General features: G+C 37.7%; 17 protein-coding genes. 3 read left to right on the top strand and 14 right to left on the bottom strand.

Annotated elements, in window-relative coordinates:
• Positions 1 to 67: 67 nt before the first annotated feature.
• The 8 genes from BEGALDRAFT_RS18490 to BEGALDRAFT_RS15175 all read right to left on the bottom strand — a co-directional run bounded on the left by BEGALDRAFT_RS18490 (position 68) and on the right by BEGALDRAFT_RS15175 (position 10,496).
• The gene (locus BEGALDRAFT_RS18490) at positions 68 to 709 is read right to left on the bottom strand and encodes a PilX N-terminal domain-containing pilus assembly protein (RefSeq protein WP_002691472.1); all 642 of its coding nucleotides are present in this window, start codon (positions 707 to 709) and stop codon (positions 68 to 70) included.
• Between the two features lie 13 nt (positions 710 to 722).
• A complete protein-coding gene (locus BEGALDRAFT_RS15145) occupies positions 723 to 1,868 on the bottom strand; it encodes a PilW family protein (RefSeq protein WP_002691473.1) in 1,146 nt (381 codons plus the stop codon).
• Entirely contained in the window at positions 1,850 to 2,335 is a 486-nt protein-coding gene (gene pilV, locus BEGALDRAFT_RS15150; RefSeq protein ID WP_002691475.1) for a type IV pilus modification protein PilV, read from the bottom strand. The genes BEGALDRAFT_RS15145 and pilV overlap by 19 nt, the downstream gene beginning before the upstream one ends.
• 4 nt (positions 2,336 to 2,339) lie before the next feature.
• Entirely contained in the window at positions 2,340 to 2,888 is a 549-nt protein-coding gene (locus BEGALDRAFT_RS15155) for a GspH/FimT family pseudopilin (protein ID WP_002691477.1), read from the bottom strand.
• A gap of 383 nt (positions 2,889 to 3,271) precedes the next feature.
• Positions 3,272 to 4,756, bottom strand: a complete 1,485-nt coding sequence (locus BEGALDRAFT_RS15160; protein ID WP_157237605.1) for an RAMP superfamily CRISPR-associated protein — start codon at positions 4,754 to 4,756, stop codon at positions 3,272 to 3,274.
• The gene (locus BEGALDRAFT_RS15165) at positions 4,708 to 6,477 is read right to left on the bottom strand and encodes an RAMP superfamily CRISPR-associated protein (protein ID WP_002691481.1); all 1,770 of its coding nucleotides are present in this window, start codon (positions 6,475 to 6,477) and stop codon (positions 4,708 to 4,710) included. Before BEGALDRAFT_RS15165 ends, BEGALDRAFT_RS15160 begins: the two co-directional genes overlap by 49 nt.
• 63 nt (positions 6,478 to 6,540) lie before the next feature.
• Complete coding sequence (locus BEGALDRAFT_RS15170) at positions 6,541 to 7,971, bottom strand: Cas10/Cmr2 second palm domain-containing protein (protein ID WP_157237606.1); 1,431 nt, start codon at positions 7,969 to 7,971, stop codon at positions 6,541 to 6,543.
• Positions 7,972 to 8,012: 41 nt separating this feature from the next.
• On the bottom strand, positions 8,013 to 10,496 hold the full coding sequence (locus tag BEGALDRAFT_RS15175) for a hypothetical protein (RefSeq protein WP_002691485.1): 2,484 nt from the start codon (positions 10,494 to 10,496) through the stop codon (positions 8,013 to 8,015).
• Positions 10,497 to 10,571: 75 nt separating this feature from the next.
• On the opposite strand from BEGALDRAFT_RS15175, the gene BEGALDRAFT_RS15180 reads away from it, so the two are divergent.
• Entirely contained in the window at positions 10,572 to 12,626 is a 2,055-nt protein-coding gene (locus BEGALDRAFT_RS15180) for a TIGR03986 family type III CRISPR-associated RAMP protein (RefSeq protein ID WP_002691487.1), read from the top strand.
• Positions 12,627 to 13,382: 756 nt separating this feature from the next.
• Here the strand turns inward: BEGALDRAFT_RS15180 and cas1 are convergent.
• From cas1 to BEGALDRAFT_RS15200, 6 genes are read right to left on the bottom strand one after another with little or no spacing between them, the layout of a single operon-like run.
• Positions 13,383 to 14,333, bottom strand: coding sequence for a CRISPR-associated endonuclease Cas1 (gene cas1, locus BEGALDRAFT_RS18495; RefSeq protein WP_002691489.1), 951 nt, complete (start codon positions 14,331 to 14,333; stop codon positions 13,383 to 13,385).
• Positions 14,334 to 14,360: 27 nt separating this feature from the next.
• The gene (locus BEGALDRAFT_RS19265; protein ID WP_157237608.1) at positions 14,361 to 14,534 is read right to left on the bottom strand and encodes a hypothetical protein; all 174 of its coding nucleotides are present in this window, start codon (positions 14,532 to 14,534) and stop codon (positions 14,361 to 14,363) included.
• A 30-nt stretch (positions 14,535 to 14,564) separates the two neighbouring features.
• Positions 14,565 to 14,666 (bottom strand): hypothetical protein, encoded by a 102-nt coding sequence (locus BEGALDRAFT_RS19690; protein WP_157237609.1) that lies wholly within the window; start codon positions 14,664 to 14,666, stop codon positions 14,565 to 14,567.
• Positions 14,653 to 14,907 carry a reverse transcriptase domain-containing protein gene (locus BEGALDRAFT_RS15190; RefSeq protein WP_040294998.1) on the bottom strand — a complete coding sequence of 85 codons (255 nt, stop codon included), beginning with the start codon at positions 14,905 to 14,907 and terminating at the stop codon, positions 14,653 to 14,655. Before BEGALDRAFT_RS15190 ends, BEGALDRAFT_RS19690 begins: the two co-directional genes overlap by 14 nt.
• Positions 14,908 to 15,306 carry a reverse transcriptase family protein gene (locus BEGALDRAFT_RS15195; RefSeq protein ID WP_040294999.1) on the bottom strand — a complete coding sequence of 133 codons (399 nt, stop codon included), beginning with the start codon at positions 15,304 to 15,306 and terminating at the stop codon, positions 14,908 to 14,910.
• Between the two features lie 25 nt (positions 15,307 to 15,331).
• Positions 15,332 to 16,327 carry a hypothetical protein gene (locus BEGALDRAFT_RS15200; protein ID WP_002691493.1) on the bottom strand — a complete coding sequence of 332 codons (996 nt, stop codon included), beginning with the start codon at positions 16,325 to 16,327 and terminating at the stop codon, positions 15,332 to 15,334.
• Between the two features lie 322 nt (positions 16,328 to 16,649).
• Here BEGALDRAFT_RS15200 and nifB point away from each other — a divergent pair, with 322 nt between their 5' ends.
• Together nifB and BEGALDRAFT_RS15210 are read left to right on the top strand one after the other, a co-directional pair.
• On the top strand, positions 16,650 to 18,158 hold the full coding sequence (gene nifB, locus BEGALDRAFT_RS15205; RefSeq protein WP_002691494.1) for a nitrogenase cofactor biosynthesis protein NifB: 1,509 nt from the start codon (positions 16,650 to 16,652) through the stop codon (positions 18,156 to 18,158).
• Between the two features lie 70 nt (positions 18,159 to 18,228).
• Positions 18,229 to 18,732, top strand: coding sequence for a NifB/NifX family molybdenum-iron cluster-binding protein (locus tag BEGALDRAFT_RS15210; protein WP_002691496.1), 504 nt, complete (start codon positions 18,229 to 18,231; stop codon positions 18,730 to 18,732).
• Positions 18,733 to 18,786 lie beyond the last annotated feature (54 nt).

An 18,786-nucleotide genomic window follows, 5' to 3' on the forward strand; every position in this document is an offset into this window, starting at 1 on the left:
TAAACTCAAGTTAGTTATTTTAATAAACACCAATTACAACATAAGAAAAACGGGGGTAATTGTCTTTTTATGGATTATCACCAAATGCTAATGACCCATCCGTTGCTGGTACAAGTCGTGTCATCCCTCCCTTTAAATTAACACGTGGCGCAGTAATATCTGGTTTTGTAGAACCTGATTGACTCTTACTCGCTCCTCGACTCACATTAATAAAGTGAGCTACTCTAAAACTTTCCGTACTACTTAACCCCGTTAAGTTAGTAAATGTCCCTGGTGCGCGAATAGTGACAAACTCCAATGAATACTTATCTGTTGTTGCAGCACGTTGCAGATCATCTTTTGTTCGCCAACAAGGGCCAGGTTTTGTATCTGTGCAAGAACTACTAGGAAAGTCCACCACCTCAGCGGCTGTATCAAATGGCGAGGAAATTCTGTCCATAATTTTCAAACCTTCTACATTGGTCACATCCCCATATTCGCGCTCTGGTAATGCAACTCCTAACTCAGACACTTGGAATGCACGATTATATTCAGCCGTATTTGCTGCTTCACGTGTTTGGAGTTTTGTCGAATTTAACGCACTAACGCCTAACATCGTTAAGACAACTAACAATAACAAAGCCACAATTAAAACAGCACCTTGCTCTTGTTTTCTATATCGTATTCCATATAGCGTTGTCGGATGTCTAAATAAATCCATGGTTTTCATGATAATTGCACCCTTAACTGTTTCTAATGCGGATTACACTCGTAAATAAGCGATGACGGTAGCCAATCTCATTAGTCAGATTTGCTGTTGCATTAGGTTCATAAATCACCGCAGGGTCTAACGTAAACTTAGCCTCTGTTGTATCCCCTAAATCAAACCGTTTATTAGCGGTCCGCATCAACAAAGTTATTTTCACAGCAATAATACGATTAGCATCAACATTTGCAGTGGGTTCAATATACTGATTAGGAACACCATCCCCTGTAGTATCCAATCCCAAACGCACCTGCATATTTTGCACACCCTCAATAAAGGGAATCATGTTGCAATTAGCGGCTACCGTACAATTAGGATCAGTCTTATAGAGCGTGTATCCATCCTCAGGGTCATTTGCATCACCATCCCCATTATTATCTACACCACGCACTTCATACCTTACTGAATCTGTGACATTTGTAAAAACCTCAATAGGCCACGCATAAGTTCTACGGAATGTTGTCGTTGAACCGTCCAAGTCCTTTACTGCAACAGTATTACCCGTAACGCTTGCAACCTTATAAGCCAAACTACCGCCACAATCACTAATGACAATAGTGCTATCTATCGCAGGCTTTACACTACTGGCATCCAACGTAAAACTATTTGCGTTAGGATTTGCAAATGCCGTGTTAATAGTATTCTGCTCTACCAATAAATTTTCCCGTACCGTTCCTAAAGATGCTGCACTAGTCGTTTGTAATAAATCTAGAGAAGCAGGATTTAAGGTTAAATTACTTCCATAATAACGAATGGTTAATGCATCAGATTTAGAAATACTACTTGCTGTATTTTTACTCACAGTACTAACACCAGTCGCATCTTTAATAGCAACATTATTCTCTACTTCGATACGCGCTCCAGTGTTTAGGTTCGTTGGTGAACGTGTAGAACACCCATAATACCCAGACATACGTAACCCAAACGTCATATCATCCATGACAAAACGAGCGTTATCCTGTAACGTTGAAAGCTCAGCCTGTAAAGAGTAAGTCCGCTTACTACTTGCAAAAATGGTTAACACCCCAGCCAATAAAATTAAACTAATGGTAAGAGCAACCATAATTTCTATGAGGCTAAAGCCTTTTTGCTTGCTTTTCATGTTCATAATACCATTATCCATTGTTGCTCAACCTTTGTTGTACTATTACGTTCCTCTTGCCAACGCAACGTAACTGTATAAGTTCTTGTTACGGCATCATAAGCCACACCAGCCTCAGGATTTGGTAATGCAACGATTTGACCTGTTACCGCAATAACCCCCACAGCTTTGCCCCATTCAGACAAATCATAATCTTTCAACTCCGCAGGTGTACAAACCTGTGTTGCACAATCCTTTGCATTACTAATGCTGGTAAAAAAGCCAATACCATAAGCCCCATTAGCCGCTTGTACAGGATTCGTACGGATTCTATCCATCAAGTCATACGCTAAAAAAGTTGCTTGAGTACGAACATAAGCACTGTGATTAAAGCGTTGTCCTGTTGTTTGAAGGGCTGCAACCCCTAATAAACCAATAGAAAGCACCAACAAGGCGATCAACATCTCTATTAAGGTAAAGCCCGCAGATTTATATTGTTGCGTGTTCATAGTCTTACTTACCATTGCCGTTTGTAACACATTTCAATTCACGATTAATCAATTTTAACCGTCCAAAAACATCTAACTGTAAACGACGACCAGCTGGGTCCTTAGTTTTATGATTTTTAATACAAACATCAAAATTGACAGGCGCATCATTCACAACACCGCGTCCAACAAAGCTAATATTTGTTACTGCTTTATCAGGTGTAATCGTGATGGAATCATCTTCAAAAGTTACTTGGCGAATAATATCCCCTTTACTCGCATCTTCACTTTTATCACCATCCGTATCCGTCCAAACTTTCCATCCTTTTGTCCAGTCGCCACTTAAAGCAGTCACTTGAACACAAACACCACTGGTTGCAGTACAAGTTGAGCCGAAAGAAGTATAAGAATTACGCGCATAAGCAAGGGTATTAACAAACTCATTTGTTCTTGTCGTAATTCGGTTATTCATGATGGTATAACGCATTTCTGGTACGGCAATGACGATTAAAATAGCTAAAACCATAATCGTGACCATTAACTCAATAAGCGTAAAACCAGTTTGTGTTTTCATAATATTTAAACCTTTAACATATACAAAAGTGAATGGGAGATAACATAGTGATAAAGGGCAAATTTCCCTTGATTAATGGCTAGCAATCTCATCGTTGTCATGATTGAGCCTCGCGATAGTTTAGTTATTTAACCTTCCCAATTCTTTTTAACTTCTTCAAGAATATATGTAATGAAAAGCAAGACAACTGTCACCTATACAGTGGACAAATGGTGAAAACATCCTGATTAGTGGTGACATTCTTCTAATTTAAAGCGGATGGATTAAAAACAATAAAAATATATAGTTAGTAATCAAAAAACAAAAGACCTTAAGGTCTTAGACAGACATTAAGGTCTTTATCAAAAAATTGGTAGTCTTTAAAATAAAAAAATTCACAACCACTACAGTTTTATAGCGTTAATCCATTGTTCTATATCATTACGTTGAAAAATTCTTACTAATTCATGAATATGTTTAATTTCTTCACCATTCATTTTAAATACCACTTCAAAATTACCAAAGCCCCGACTTTTTCCCCAACCTAGCGTTAATTCACCTTCTAACAAATCCCGCGCAACCAATAATAAAAGCCCTTTTCCAGCATTCGAAATCGAAAATTCATCTTCTAACGAATCCCGCGCAACCAATAATAAAGGCCCTTTTTCAGCATTCGAAATCGAATCGTGCTTACTCAAATGATGAATCGCAACAGAACCAGTTAAACCCTTACACTGAACCGCTTCAACCGTATAAAGCGCACCATCAGCAACTCCACCCGTAAACCTATCAACCGCGTTAAAAATTTGCTTTTCTGAAACATCATTTCCTTCAGAAATCAAATCACTAAAAAATAACACACCACGATGATTTGTATCACCAAACAAAGACGTTAAACAGTTTTCAACTTTTTCTTCACCTATCGTCAATAAAATTTTTCTGACTCGCCCACGCACCCAACCTCGCAAAGCCGTTGCAGGAATAAAAGCCCGCCCATCAGATAAACGGCTAAAAGCTAAATCTGGCTCATCATCCTCTTTTTCTTCTTTTTTAATGACAAAAGCAGGGTCATTCAACAAAAATTTAGTTTTAGGTACTAAAGTAATTTCAACTATATACCCTTGCTTTTTCAATATATCTAATTCAGCGGTAGGATACTGCCAATCTTTATAAGATTTATTTAATTCATGAGGTTGACCATCTTTTAACCACTGAGCTAATGCGTCAGTTGTTAAATAACGCACCTTCAAATTTTCCAACTTAACTAATCCAAATCCTTTACTTCTGCCCGCGCCAACAGTTGCAAACTGCTTACCATCCCAACAAGCGAATAATAAACCACAAAACTGCTTAATATTTTCTTCAGTCACTTCTTTATTAAGCGATTCCAGACTCATTTCCAGTTTAAAAACAGCTCCCTCAGGCACGATTTCCAAGCTGAATAAATGATGTTCTTCCGCCACGCCTAAAATAGGATTTATACTAATTGATGTTCTTAAAATCGTACCTTGTTCTAAAGTATTAACCTTATCTTTAAAACTTGGTAAAGATTCTAAAGTCGCATCAAAAACACGCAAAATCCCTTCTTCTTTAGAATCATCGAAATGACTGTTTCCAAAAAAACATTGACGTACTTTATTTTCATTTTCATTTTTAAAAAAATACGGTACTGCACTCGCCAAAACCCCACGCAAACTTGATGCGGGTAAATACGGTTTTTTATTAAAATCTAAATACAATGTACTATAACTTTCTTTACCCTGCTCTTTTTCTACCCCACTCCCCACATGCAAAGCACTCAATGTTTTTAACTCAGCAGAAATCAAAACACGGCAGAAACTCATGCTAACTCCTCCCAATCCTTGTCTAAACCACCAAGCCCTTGCCACTGCGGATTAATCACAATTTCCCCATACCCATTATTCGCAATATACGGATTCTCATTCCATGCTGACCCGCCCAATGTTTCTGAATGTTGTGGTAATCCTGTTTTAATCCATTTTTTTAAAATTTCCAGCGTTTTCTCAAAATTCACAATATCAAATACAAATATGCTACCCGCACAAGTTAATACTTGAGGATTATAAGGATGTTTCGACCAAAATCGCTTTTGCAAATATCCGCCACCGACTAAGGTTTGCCGAGCATAAAAATGAGATAAACGGAAAGCCCCCGCCTCGTTTGCCAAATTTTCCCATGTTTTAGCATATTGCTGATGTAATGCATCCCCGCCATTTGTCGCAGGAATATCATACGGATTTGGCAATAACAACGCAGGTGTTTGTAACATCAATACAAACTGTGCATTATTCTGCTTAGGCAATTCATTTTCTACTAAAAATTTAAATGGCTCTTGATAGACAGTAACTGTTGCTGTTGCTTTAGTCTTACCTAAACCCACTAACTCCACAGAAAAAATGTTAGCTAGCTCAGACAATACCGCTTTACGTTCAACTTCAGGAATTGCTTCACAATCAATATTTGCTAACCACACATAATCCTGTGGATGAATCACTTCCATTGAAAATAGACTCTCATCCTTTGCCCTATTAGTCCCTTCTTCAATCGCCGTGCGTATATTGACTGACCGCTCAAGGTCTAATTGACCACACAATTTACTGGCATTTCCCCAAGTTTCCCCTTTCCAATCCACAGAAAAGGCAGGCGCACAGTTTTTAATTAATCCCGCTGTCTTTTTTAAACTCACGTCATATAGTTTTTTATCTGCCTCAACAAAACTATACGGAATCGCCATTGAACGCTTTTTTTCTTTTTCATTGGATTCTTCACAAGCAAAAGCATGGGAAATTTTAATAAAACTAATAGATTTCTTTAACTCATCATGCTGATGACATTGTCGCATTAATGCGCCTAAAATAGCTGCACCAGATACAACCGTTTCCGCAGCAAAATGATTATTACCATGATGATGTTTTGCAAAACAAAAAGGACGGTCAAATTTTAAAGCAATGCCAAAAACGGCATTTTTTGGAATATTTGCCTTTTTAAGTTCAGGTAAAGGAATTTCTTTTACTGCCACTGACTCAATTCGCCCAAATCCCACACCACGCATTGCACCGATTGCAGAAATATATGCCAATCCTTTATTTAACCAACGTAATAAACGTTCTTTCTCTTCTTTGTCTTTTAAAAATGCGCGAATATTACCTTTAAAAGATACTACCTGTCCTGTTATAAAAGGCGTTTCAATGACTTGTAATGCGCCTTCCTCTACTGTTCCTTCTTCACTAATCTTAATACGATGCCGTACTGATTTTTCTGAATTTTCTACTGTTTGCGCCTGCCAATAATAACTAAAGAACAAATTCGCCCGTTGTGGCTCATTACTACTATTTTCATCCGTATCTTCATCAAATTCAGATTTAGCCCCTAACCACGTTTTAATATCTATATTTGCTTGTGGATAAATCCTATTAAAAAATTCCCATGTTTGCCGTAAATTTCCACGCACGGACGACCCCAATAAGCAAGGCTTACCTTCATTGTCACGCAATGTAATCGTGTCAAGCCCATGCGCTCGCCCACCAGTTGCTTGTGTCAAAACAGGCGCATGAATATTCAATGTCACTTCAAATAGATAATGTTCCATAAAAACGGCTTTTGCGGGAGAAAAGTTAGAAGGGAAATAAAAGCTAAAAAAGCTGTTTACGCTTTATTTACTATTTGTATCTGAATAACAAATATAATCCCATAACTCAACTAAATGTATCCATTGCCATTCTTTAGATTGATTAGGAAAGGCTTCATCAAGATATGGGTCTATCTGGTCACTAATTTTTTTCCCATCCTCATCTTTTTCATCACCTAATACTGTCGTTAAGCGGTTTCGTTGTTCCTCAAACCTACTTTTATCACCATTGATAGCGTGCACAATTTGATAGGCTTGCGACTTAGGAATGTGCACAAGGTAAGCCAAACTGTCAAAACCTTCTTTAGTAAAAGGTCTTAAAGGCAGGTGGGAAGCAGATAAGGAAGGATGAATTTTCTTACGCAAAGAAGAAGGGGATTCTGATGGATAATCAATGGACTCTAATACCATATAATCAAAAAAATTATCTTTTCTATAAGAACCATCCTTGTCCTTATTTTTAACCTCATCCGCCAACTCTTGCGCAAATTGACGAATACGCCGAATAGGCGTTTTAGCTCGACAAAAAACTAAGCCACCCGCGTGGGTTAATCGCTCATTTTCAAATTTCCAATCTTGGCTAAACGCATAAAAAGCCATCAATAACTGCAAACCACGCCATGCAGGGACAACAAATAACATTTCGTCGCCCCCCCATAACAAGGTTTCTAAACGAACTTTGTTATAATTCAAAAAATGAGGGTCTTTTACAATGGTCTCAAGCAAGTTTTTTAGAAAGTTCTTACGTTTACCCTGAACATCATGGTCAAATTTAACTTGAGATTCTTTATTTTTACAATGATTTGTTTGAATTTTACTAAAACTATTACCATCTAAATATAAAACAGCGATTTTATCCGCTAATTTTGCATAACTATTATCTTTTTCTGATAACTCATGCAAATCATCGGTAAACTCATAATTTAACCCTGTTTCATCTTTATAAAAACCTTTCTTTTGCTCACGTCCATACTTTAAACGTACACTCACAGAGCTAGAAACAGCTTTTTTTTCTTCTCCGATTCTCTCTTTTTCAACAATTGCAGGAGTTAAGTTAGTTAACTCACAAACTAAAGTATCTGCTTTATCATTTTTCTCAGGAATAACTAACGAAAATTGTTGCATCTGTCTAAAGCGATTACGTGCAATTAATGCCTCTTTATCTCGAATAAATTCGCTAGTTTCAGCTTGTATATCGACAACAAAATTAAAATGCTTAAATTTATCATTTTCATTAAGAGCCTTTACAACATTATCAGCAGTTTCCTGTGCTTTTTCTGGTGTATTTGCCTCGAAAGCAAATAAGCCAATAGAAGCCCCAACAGAAATGATGTTTTTATCATTAAATTGTTTTGAAACTTCTTTTGCCGCATCGCGTAATAAAAAACTTGCTCCACGAATAACACTAATTTGATTAGTATCATCAAGAACAGCACTTAAATTAACACCTTCCATCCGTAAATAATAAGTAGGCATGGTTTTTCCCGTATCAATTATCATTTTTTAGAACCAAACTCACGTTTTAACCAAATAACTAACCAAACAACGGCAATAAATGATAAAGATAGTCCCAAAGTATCTTTGAACGCTTTAAGCCAATTTAGGATGAATATATCGCTACCATCAACCGTAAATAGCGTGACAAATAAAGTCACTAGTGCAAACCAAAAAGCAGCTTTATTGAAATTCTTTGTTTGCAAAGTAACCGCATACTCATCCGCCCGCTCCATTTCATCCTTAATCAAGGCATATTCTTTTTCTAAACCCAAATTTTTAGTTTGTAATTCAAAAACTTCTATTCCCTGTGTTTGATTAGTAACTTCTCGAAACCAATAATTATTGGTAAATAAAATGAATTTTTTGCGCAACTCTCTAAAATTCTCAGTTTTATTTTGTGTAGATAAGGCTTCTGTTGCATGACTGATTCGGCGGTTATAATGGCGTAACGTCATTTGATAAAACAAAGAAACTAATAACATACGTCCGTAGATAAAAGGCACATGTGACGGCGCGATAACATGGCTAAAAAAACCACCAAATCCCATATATGCGTTAGCATAACTACAGCAGCCTGAATATGTACCATTTTCTTCCCAACGGGATAAAGTATGTTGTTTTAAAAGGTTTTTTGTAAACTCAGAATCATAAGCATATTCTTGGCAATCAGAAAATACTAAGTTCTTATGGTCAACATACAAAGCTAGGCTAAATAAGCGTTTTACTTCATCTTTTGCAAATTGAGTTTTAGGCAGTGTGCCACTCAGCCCATACGCAACAGAAACAAACATACGGTCATCAGGTAAAGGTAAAGAAATGAGACGTTTTTCAATGGAGGTAGATGCAAAAAAATATTTTAATAAATGCATAATAATGCCAGATAACTGGCTAGTTGTTTTAGATATTTCTTCATTTTTTGTTAAAAATGATGTGGATTTTTCTGCATCACCTTCTTTCCAAGTTAATTCTAAATTGGGGAGTTTTCCCTCTTTCACCTGTTCATAAAAACTGGCATAAATCAAACGTGCCTGATTTGTAAAATGTAGCCAATTTTGCAACTGTAACGATTTTATTTTATTGAATTCTTCAGGACTGCTAAAAAACAAATCATGCCACCATGAATCATTATCTTGCACTAAACTGCTCTTACTACCTAACTTTTCATCTGATTCTACAGATATAGTAAGAACATATAAACCATTAAAATAAGTGAATAAAGAGACATCTTTAACTTGAGTAGTAATTTTACTTTTCTCTGTATTCAAGATAAGTTTTAGTTTTAAATCATTGATACGTTTTAATCTATCTTGTTTGATAGGCTCTTCGGCTTTTGTCGGTTCATTTTTAATATCAAAAATCAGGTTTCTGATATGTGGTAAGAAATATAGATAAGCCTGACGCTCTTTTGAAATTGGTGCATCTTCTTTTGCTTCCTCTAAACTAACAGGCTTATCAATATCAATTTGATAAGATTCGACATATTCTGGCTTTATAGCATATAAATTTAGTAATTTATTTGCTTCTAGTTCTTCCTCAGAAAACAAATCCAACGGTAAATAAAAAGTGCATCCATAATGACGCAATGGGCGACCATAATGTAAGCAAATATCTAATAATTGAGAGACTAACTCATTAATATTAGCCAGCTTGTGACGAGGTATTGCTCCAAAAAAACAACCTAATTCCCCACCGCCTTGCCAAGTGATAAAGTCTTTTTCCCATTTTCCTTGAGTACGTAATTGTTCTAATGCGCTTTTATATTTAGCAGAACCCGCAAATTCAATTTGAGAAATATTTTTAGGGTTATTATCATCACAATAAATCACCATAACATTTTTTAAAGAGATAACTTTTTTATATTCCAGTGATTCGTTATATTTCTTTTCTGTTGGAAACTGTGCAGCTTCTAACATAACGCTAGAAAACTTTTCAGGAGCTAGCACTAAACGGACATTTTCTAAATCACGCACATTTTTCTCAAGATACTCAAACGCTTCACTCATCAGTTTTGATTTATCTTGTAACTCCCATTCTTTACGCCGTAAACAATAAGCCTCTCCCCAAGGCACTTGTGCTTGAGATAAACCCATTAAAAAATCACGGTCATTAATCGCAATTTTAATCTGTTCTTCTGTTAGTTTATAATCAATGAGTTGAGCGAATTGCTCTAGGGAAGAGAGGGAAGAAACGAGCTGAGTTTGGTCATCATATAAATGATGGTCAATAATGTGAAGTGTTTTACCGAGTTGTTCTAACTGTTTAATATAAATTTGCCCTTCTGATTTATCAGGCATTTCAACAATTAAGACATGTGGGCGTAATTGGGTTAAATCAATCTGTTTAAGAGCATTTTCTAATGTTAAACCCCAGCTCCCTTCAATTTTATAGAAATTTAGCCCTTTTTCTTTTGCAATCTCTAAAATAGTTTTACTTTCTAAATCATTACAAGGACACAATAGAGTAATTGCAGTTAGGTCTAACATAAAAAATTCCTATAGTCAGAATGCATAATTCATTGTTATGATATTAATATCTTAAATGCCTTTATGGAGTTAATCATGTCAGAATTTCACCACGTTTACAACTTTATTCCTACAACAGGCAAATTGAATAATAAAGACACACTAACAACTGATTATTCAGAAATTAAAGACGGTGAAACGCATATTCGACATGATAAATGGGAAACAGGAACACGTTCAGGACGTATTGTGGCGCGTGTGCATTTAAAAACGCCAACGGTTGTTGGTGGACAACATGAAAAAAGAGAAGATGGGACAACACTGGTTAAACCCTATCAATTTAATGAAAAAATTGCAATTCCCGCCAATAGTTTACGTGGGATGATTGGTAGCATTATGGAAACTTTGAGCCAGTCTGCTTTGCGTGTTTTGGAAAAAAAGCAGTATTCAGTGCGGAAAGAGGTTAGTGAGGGGTTATCTGCGATTGGGATGTTACGTAAAAATAAAGAAAATTCAGAAAAATGGGAAATTTTACCGCTGACTGTACTAACAAATTTAAATGGTTTATGGAAAACAGTATTGCTCGAAAAAAAGTTTAATGACTTATCCAGAATAGCTATTTTATTAAGTGGTTATACTCCTATTGGTAATAGTTCTTTGAGGAAAAGCGATTTTCTCGCTAAAGACCCAGAATTAGAATCCTTTCATGGAAAAAATAAGGTTAAGTTTTACTATGCCAAAGTTGCGGGTAATAAAGTAGTAGATATTAAAAAAGAACCGTCAAATGGTTACGTAAAAGGATTTTTACGAATTCTAGGAATTGATGGGCGAGAAAAAGATATGTTGACAAAACGACATGAATTTTTCATTCCTTATCCTGATGGCGAGACCAGACCAGACAGAATTCCTTTACCTGATGAAGTCATTGAAAATTTCATCACATTAGCTAAAGAACGCAATGCAGAAGATGAAGACTTGCCGTTTGTTCTAAAAGGATATACACAAGTTAGTGATAAGTGGCAACCCGAAGATGGACAACTCGTTTTTTTTGATATTAAAAACGAGAAGGGGGAAATCGTTGTTAAAGAAATTAGTTACTCCTCTATTTGGCGTAAATTGATTGATGGTGATAGTCATGCGTTTTTTGAGCAAATCAATAAAAATCTACTCCCCTTTAATCCTAACCGAGACGGCTTAACCCCCGCTGAATGTATTTTAGGTACGATTGAAACAATCGAAAAAGGGGGGAATAAGCGGGAAGGTGAAAAACAAGCGCGGGCATTAGCGTCGCGGGTGCGGTTTTATGATGCGCAAGTGGCTGAAGGTGAAACCGTGAAAACAGAAAAAGAAGTTATATTAAAAATTCTCAGTAGTCCTAAACCACCTTGCCCTGCCATGTATTTTCATCAGAATGGCGACAAAGAACAACGAACTTTTATTAAAAAAACAGCGTTGAAAGTTGGTGAACATCGCCCTAATGGACGTAAAGTGTATTTGCATCACAAGCCGACGGAAAAAAACTGGGAGACAAAACACAAAGACCCTATCAAAGACAAAAACGCGAGCTTAGACCAAAAAATGCGTTGCTCTCCGATGCAAGCAGGACAAAGTTTTTATTTTCATATTGATTTTGATAATTTAACAGATACAGAATTAAGTTTATTAATTTGCAGTTTATATCCGTCTGAAGCGTTTCAGCACCGTTTAGGATTGGGCAAGCCGTTGGGATTGGGGTCAGTAAAAATTGACATCATGGGTGTGTTTTTAATTGACCGTTTAAAACGTTACACAGCGGACGATTTTCTTTCTGGTAATCGTTATCATGATGTGGTTCAGGGAACAGACACCGATGATAAATGGCAGAAAAATTACCCCACAGAGTTTGATGCGTTGCGAAAGCAAGAAACACAATCACCTGAGAGTTATCGTAAAGACAATGAGCTTATTGATGAGACGACACTGGGGTTATTAAATACCGTCGGTAATCCTGCTAATTTAAAGGTAGAGGTTAAACCGCCTTTAACAACAAAGCAAACTGATGATGAACTAGAAACGTTTGAATGGTTTAGTGAAAATATAAAGAAAGGTAAGGGTAAAGCATTAGGTCTTATTAAAGCAGGCGAAAAGTTACCAACCTTTAAAGTAACCTGAGTTCTGCGAGTTTAAAAAATAATGGTTTGTCTGGTGAATCTCGATGAAAAACAAGAAAGGAAGGTCTGCCAGTCCTTCAAACTTTTTCGCATGTTCCTACAGACCTGCTAGGTTTTAAAAACCTAGCAGGTTTTTTCTTGTCTGAATCAGAATTAGCAGAATTAAAAAGCATGATTCACCTTAATTTTTTGGTTTAAGGGTTTTAAATTCTGTTAATTCTGAAAATTCTGTGAATTCTGATTCAGACAAGCTGTTGTCTTTTTAACAGAAACTCGCCGAACTCAGGTTAGAATAGGATTATCGTTCAGTTAGATAGGTATAAAACAAAAAAGCCTCCGTATTTTGATACGGAGGCTTTTTTGTTTGTTCTGTTTCAACCGCCTGCATTGGCGAATCAGCTGTAACACGCTACCAAACGGTATAATAAAACGTTACAAGGTTTCAACCGCCTGCATTGGCGAATCAGCTGTAACAGCTCTCTGAAGCTATAGATGATTTTAATAAGTGTTTCAACCGCCTGCATTGGCGAATCAGCTGTAACCCCGACGGTTAAAATAATCGCATACTTTTCACCTGCTTGCAAGCCAAAATTTTCACGAAAAATCGCTCGAAAAAGTAGAACTCTTTTGCATATTTTTTGCATAAAGAAATAATGTTTAAATTCAATAAAATATGGATAGCGATTTTCAAAAAAACACCTCATTTTACGACACTCGAAAAGTAGAACTCTCTTCATGATTTTAAAGGATTATTTTATCATTCCATTATTTCCGCAGTTGGATGAATAACTCGATATTGACGTAATTTATTCAATAAAACGGCTAAACTATCGCGCATCGGTTGCTGTAAAAAATCCTCCGCTTCTCCATACCACGCGCCATAAAACCGACTACGCCCCGACTTTTCCAAACTACACGCCCCCTCTTTACCAACAAAAAAATCCGCTGGACTTAATAACCCTGCTTCAACCTGTTGCCATAACCATTCATCCACAAAAGGGCGCACCCGTTCCAACACGTCTAACGCCAACGAAGGACGACCACGATAAGGCACATGTAAAAAACCAATCCCTAACTCTAACCCGTGCGACACGACTAACTGCCCAACACTATGCCCCGCTAAAGTATATCCTAATGATAATAAAGTATTAACAGGGTCACGTGGTGGGCGACGATTACGCGCTTTAAATCCCCATGTATCAGCCCATAAAGTCCGCCATTTTTCAAAATATATCTGTGCAACACTACCTTCAATCCCCATTAAAACAGCAATATCACTTGCTTGCTGTACTTGCCTCACCATTGGGGCTAATTGATGCACAATCTGATGATGCCCTAACCATTGAATTTGGGCTTCTATTTTTTCCACAACCATCAACTTAGCTAAAGCAAGACGCGCCGAATCATCCGCAAATGCGCGATATTGTGCGAGACGTAAATCAATATTACGAGAAGATTGAGGAAATAAATAAATCCCTTCCCCTGCGCCATGTGCAGGTAATAACACAACACTAACGCCGACAGTATGTAACGCCCGCAATAAACTCGTCGGCAAATTGACTTCGCCTTGTACAACAATTTGTTTTAACGCATTTATCCCAATTCGAAAAATATCCCCATCAGGATAACGTAAACAAACCACTTGTCGATTACTGCTTAAACTTAATTCAGCGTCGCGACGGTCGACTAATAACGTCATTGCAGTCATATAAACCCTCTCAATATTCCGCCTTACTTAACGAAACCACTTCAATAACTTTTGCCACAAACCTGCCTGTTTTGGGGCTTGCTGTGTCTGCATCTGTGGTAAAGGCGGTGCATCATGCGTTAAAAACCAAATATCACTGGGGCTTGCCAATACATAAATTCTTAAATCATCATCATCCTGCATCAAATCACTAACCTGCATGATTAACTTTTTTAATACTCGCCCATCACCCTAATATAAATAAACAGAACGTTGTAAATAATAGGTTTTCTTTACAGTCACTCGTTGAATTTTTTGCAACCGACTATTTTCTCGAATGTCATAACAAAACAAATACCAACCATAAAATCGTATCTAACTCATGTAAATACAAATTGCACAAAAAAGGCGACAATACCATCCCTTGCGGTAATCCGCGCCCTTTACCACTGGGACGAAACTTATCAGGCATACTCTCAATACCTGCTCTTATTGTATTAACTAACTCATTGTCATCACACAATTTTTGTAATCGTTTTAAGGCTGATTCATAAGGGATGTTATCAAAGCACCCCTGAATATCTGCATCACCCAATCAAACAAAATCTTTCTGTACCCACTCGCGCACTTTAGCAACCGCCATATCAACCGTACATTGTGGACGATAACCAAAACTAGACTCATGAAAAATAGCCTCGCCTAAAGGCTCTATAACGGTCAAAATGGCACGCTGTACTAACCTATCCTGCACAACGGAACTACAAATTAAACGTTTTTTACCATCTGCCTTATCAATTTCAAAACAATTCATTCGTTCAGGCTGATACTTTCCTGCTAAAACCTTTTCTGATAACAAACCAACATGTTTAATCAAATTCGACTGCATTTCTTCAACAGAAATACCATGACACCATAAACCCCGCTCATTTTTAAAATATCGCCAAACATGATTTAAAACAGCAGGAGACATTGCTTTTTCAAGATATTTTCCCATTAATAACCCTCTTTAAATTTAAAAGTTATCGTACCCAAGCACGCACCACCCCAAAACCAAGCGCACGTTTTTGCCCACCTCCTGCTAAAGATAAAGCTAATAACCAAGGCATTGCAGGTTGTAATATTCCTTCAATATCAGCAATCCCTGTAAACCCCTGTATTACATATTCATGCTGATTCCGTCGTGAAAAACGGCTACCTAAATCTATTTCTGTCAGTTGTAAACGCGCCACAGTTAGTCCTTCTGCACTTAAACGCGCAGCATTACGTGCAATACACGCTAAGCTATGACGTTCTGATTTATCTAAAGTTAAACGACGGTCTTCTATATCCCACGCTACCCACTCATAAGCCACATTAGCAAGAAGTAATTTTAATGGTAAGCCGTTGTTTAAATCATATGTTTTTCTAAAATAACCCGCCTGTCCATCACGAGAACTTAACAATAAAGGGGTCATAAACTCTAATAACAAATGATTCATACTCTGCCAAACAGTTAAACGCTCTGCGATGCTAAGAACAGGGCTTGCTGTCACTGAAATAATAGAAAAAGGGATTAAAACCCCTTCACAACGTAAGCCAGTTATACCCATATTTTTAATAACTTGTAGCACAGCTGTTTGTGAACTCACTGCTTGCCGTCCCCATAAAGTCACCTCTAAGGTAAAACCAGAAATCTCTTCCCCTTGCTGTTGCTCTAACGTTGGTGAATACAAAAAAACGGGGCGGGCAAAATCACGTCGATGGATTGCAGAATACGGTTTGTATAAACAGTGAACGAGACATTTATCAGGTTGTTGGCAAACAGGCTCACCGTCTGTTTGGCGTTCACAAGCGGATTCTCCGAATACACACAATTGCCAAACCGCCCGCCCAAAGCTACCCGCTAATGAAGTGCTGGGTGTACTGCCATTTTTTTGCGATATCCATTGTAGCGGGTATTCAGTAATACATTGTATTGTCAATGTTTTAACAGGTAGTTCTAGGGGGGATAATAAAGGATGATAGGTTTGTGTCATGATTGTAGAGAGATATTTGATTTTGATTTAAGTAAATAGACTTAGCAGTCAATAAGATTTTAAGCACCTAGAAAAATACCAAAAAATTAGGTTATTTATCATGAACAATGATAAGTTATTCCCACAAAATAACTAATGTTTTTCGCCATGTAGCCTTAATCACAAATCAGGGAAAAATGGCTGTCGTGTTTGCGACAAAGCAACGACACAAATAGTTTATTAACAGTAAAATCAGAAAATTAAAATTTAGGCATGGTGTTTGCCTTAGCATCAATACGAAATGAGACACCATGCCTAAAACTGTTAAATAGAGGATAGTGCGATGATGGAATTAACCGTGTTAGGGCAGGAGCCTGTGGCAAAAGGCGGATGTTCTTCCAGTTCCTGTGGAAGCACCAATGACCAATTAGGTCATTTACCCGAACATATTCGCGAAAAAGTTCACAATCACCCCTGCTATTCAGAGGAAGCGCATCACTACTACGCACGTATGCACGTTGCCGTCGCGCCAGCCTGTAATATTCAATGTCATTACTGCAATCGTAAATACGATTGTGCCAACGAATCTCGCCCTGGTGTCGTCTCCGAATTGTTGACCCCAGACCAAGCGATTAAAAAGACGCTAGCAGTTGCCGCTACGATTCCTCAAATGACAGTTTTAGGCATTGCAGGCCCAGGCGACCCATTAGCAAACCCTGAAAGAACCTTTGCAACATTCCGTGCTTTATCAGAACAAGCTCCTGATATTAAATTGTGCGTTTCTACCAATGGGTTAGCCTTACCTGAATCAGTTGATGAATTAGCTAAACATAATATTGATCATGTGACTATCACCATCAACTGTGTTGACCCTGAAATTGGTGCACAAATTTATCCGTGGATTTTCTGGAAAAATCGTCGGATTAAAGGGATTAAAGGCGCGCAAATCCTGATTGAACAGCAACAAAAAGGCTTAGAAATGCTCACCGCTCGGGGCATTTTAGTCAAAGTAAATTCTGTCATGATTCCTGGTGTGAACGATAAGCACTTAGTGGAAGTCAGCAAAGTGGTAAAAGCGAAAGGCGCGTTTTTACATAACGTCATGCCTTTAATTGCCGAAGCGGAACATGGCACATTCTACGGTGTGATGGGACAACGTGGCCCTGAACCTTCAGAATTGAAAGAGTTACAAGACCAATGTGAAGGCGACATGAATATGATGCGCCATTGCCGTCAATGTCGTGCGGATGCAGTTGGTTTATTAGGCGAAGACCGTGGCTCAGAATTTACCATTGATAAAATTGAAGAAATGGAAATTAATTATGCTGAGGCGATGGTCAAGCGTGCCGAAGTTCATGCCAAAATTGAAGCGGATTTAGCTGAGAAGAAAGCGAAGCAAAATCAACCGCAATTAATTCAATTGCAAGGTTTAAGTGCGAAACCGCGCAAAACTTATCGTCCTGTTCTTATGGCGGTCGCAACCCAAGGCGGTGGTTTAATTAACCAGCATTTTGGACATGCAAAAGAGTTTTTACGCTATGAAGTGACTGAAAATGGCGTGAAAATGGTCGGACATGCAAAGACGGATTTATATTGCAGTGGTGATTCTACATGTGGTGAAGCAGAAACCACTTTGCAAAAAATTATCCGTGCTTTAGACGGTTGCGAAGTCGTCCTATGCTCCAAGATTGGTTATGAACCTTGGTCACTGTTGGAAACTGCGGGTATTCAACCCAATGGCGAACATGCAATGGAACCCATTGAGGAAGCCTTATTAGCGGTTTATCAAGAAATGATAAACAACGGTAAGTTAGACGACGTAGTTGAAACTCAACGCCAAGCCATTGCTTAAGTGTCACAATCAGCAGGTATAAGTAAATGCTTATCCTGCTGAATGCAAAACAGTAAACGGAGTAATGCTAATGAACACCCAAGAAATTAAACGTTGTGAACGTTCATTTGCCGCTGAAACTTGTCAACCTTGTTATGAACAACTCAGCAAGGCAACACGAGAACAGTTTATTCCACTTTATTGTTTGCGAAATAAACAACCTTATCGTTCTGTTTTAATGGCGGTTGCAAGCCATGGCGAGCTGATTAATCAGCAATTTGAACAAAGCCAAGCCTTTTTAATTTATGAAACAACTTGTCATGAAGTCAAACTTGTCGGGCGTTGTTGTGTTAAACCCTGTGAAAGTTGTCCCAATGAAGAACAAGCTGTTCATGAAGTTGTTAATGCACTGGATGGCTGTGAAGTCGTACTCTGTACGGCAATCGGTCAAAAAGCACGCGATGCTTTAGAAAGTGCTCAAATACAAGCAAATAATAAACATCCTTTAGAGCGCGTTGAAGACGCTTTACGAGCCGTTTATCAGAGCATGTTAGCAACAGGAAAATTGGGTAAAAAGCCCTCTCTTGCTTTCTAAACAAAATATGTCTGCATAAACTGACTATTGACTAAGATATCTTATTGAGAAGGA

Source organism: Beggiatoa alba B18LD, from assembly GCF_000245015.1.
In the GTDB taxonomy this organism is placed as follows: domain Bacteria; phylum Pseudomonadota; class Gammaproteobacteria; order Beggiatoales; family Beggiatoaceae; genus Beggiatoa; species Beggiatoa alba.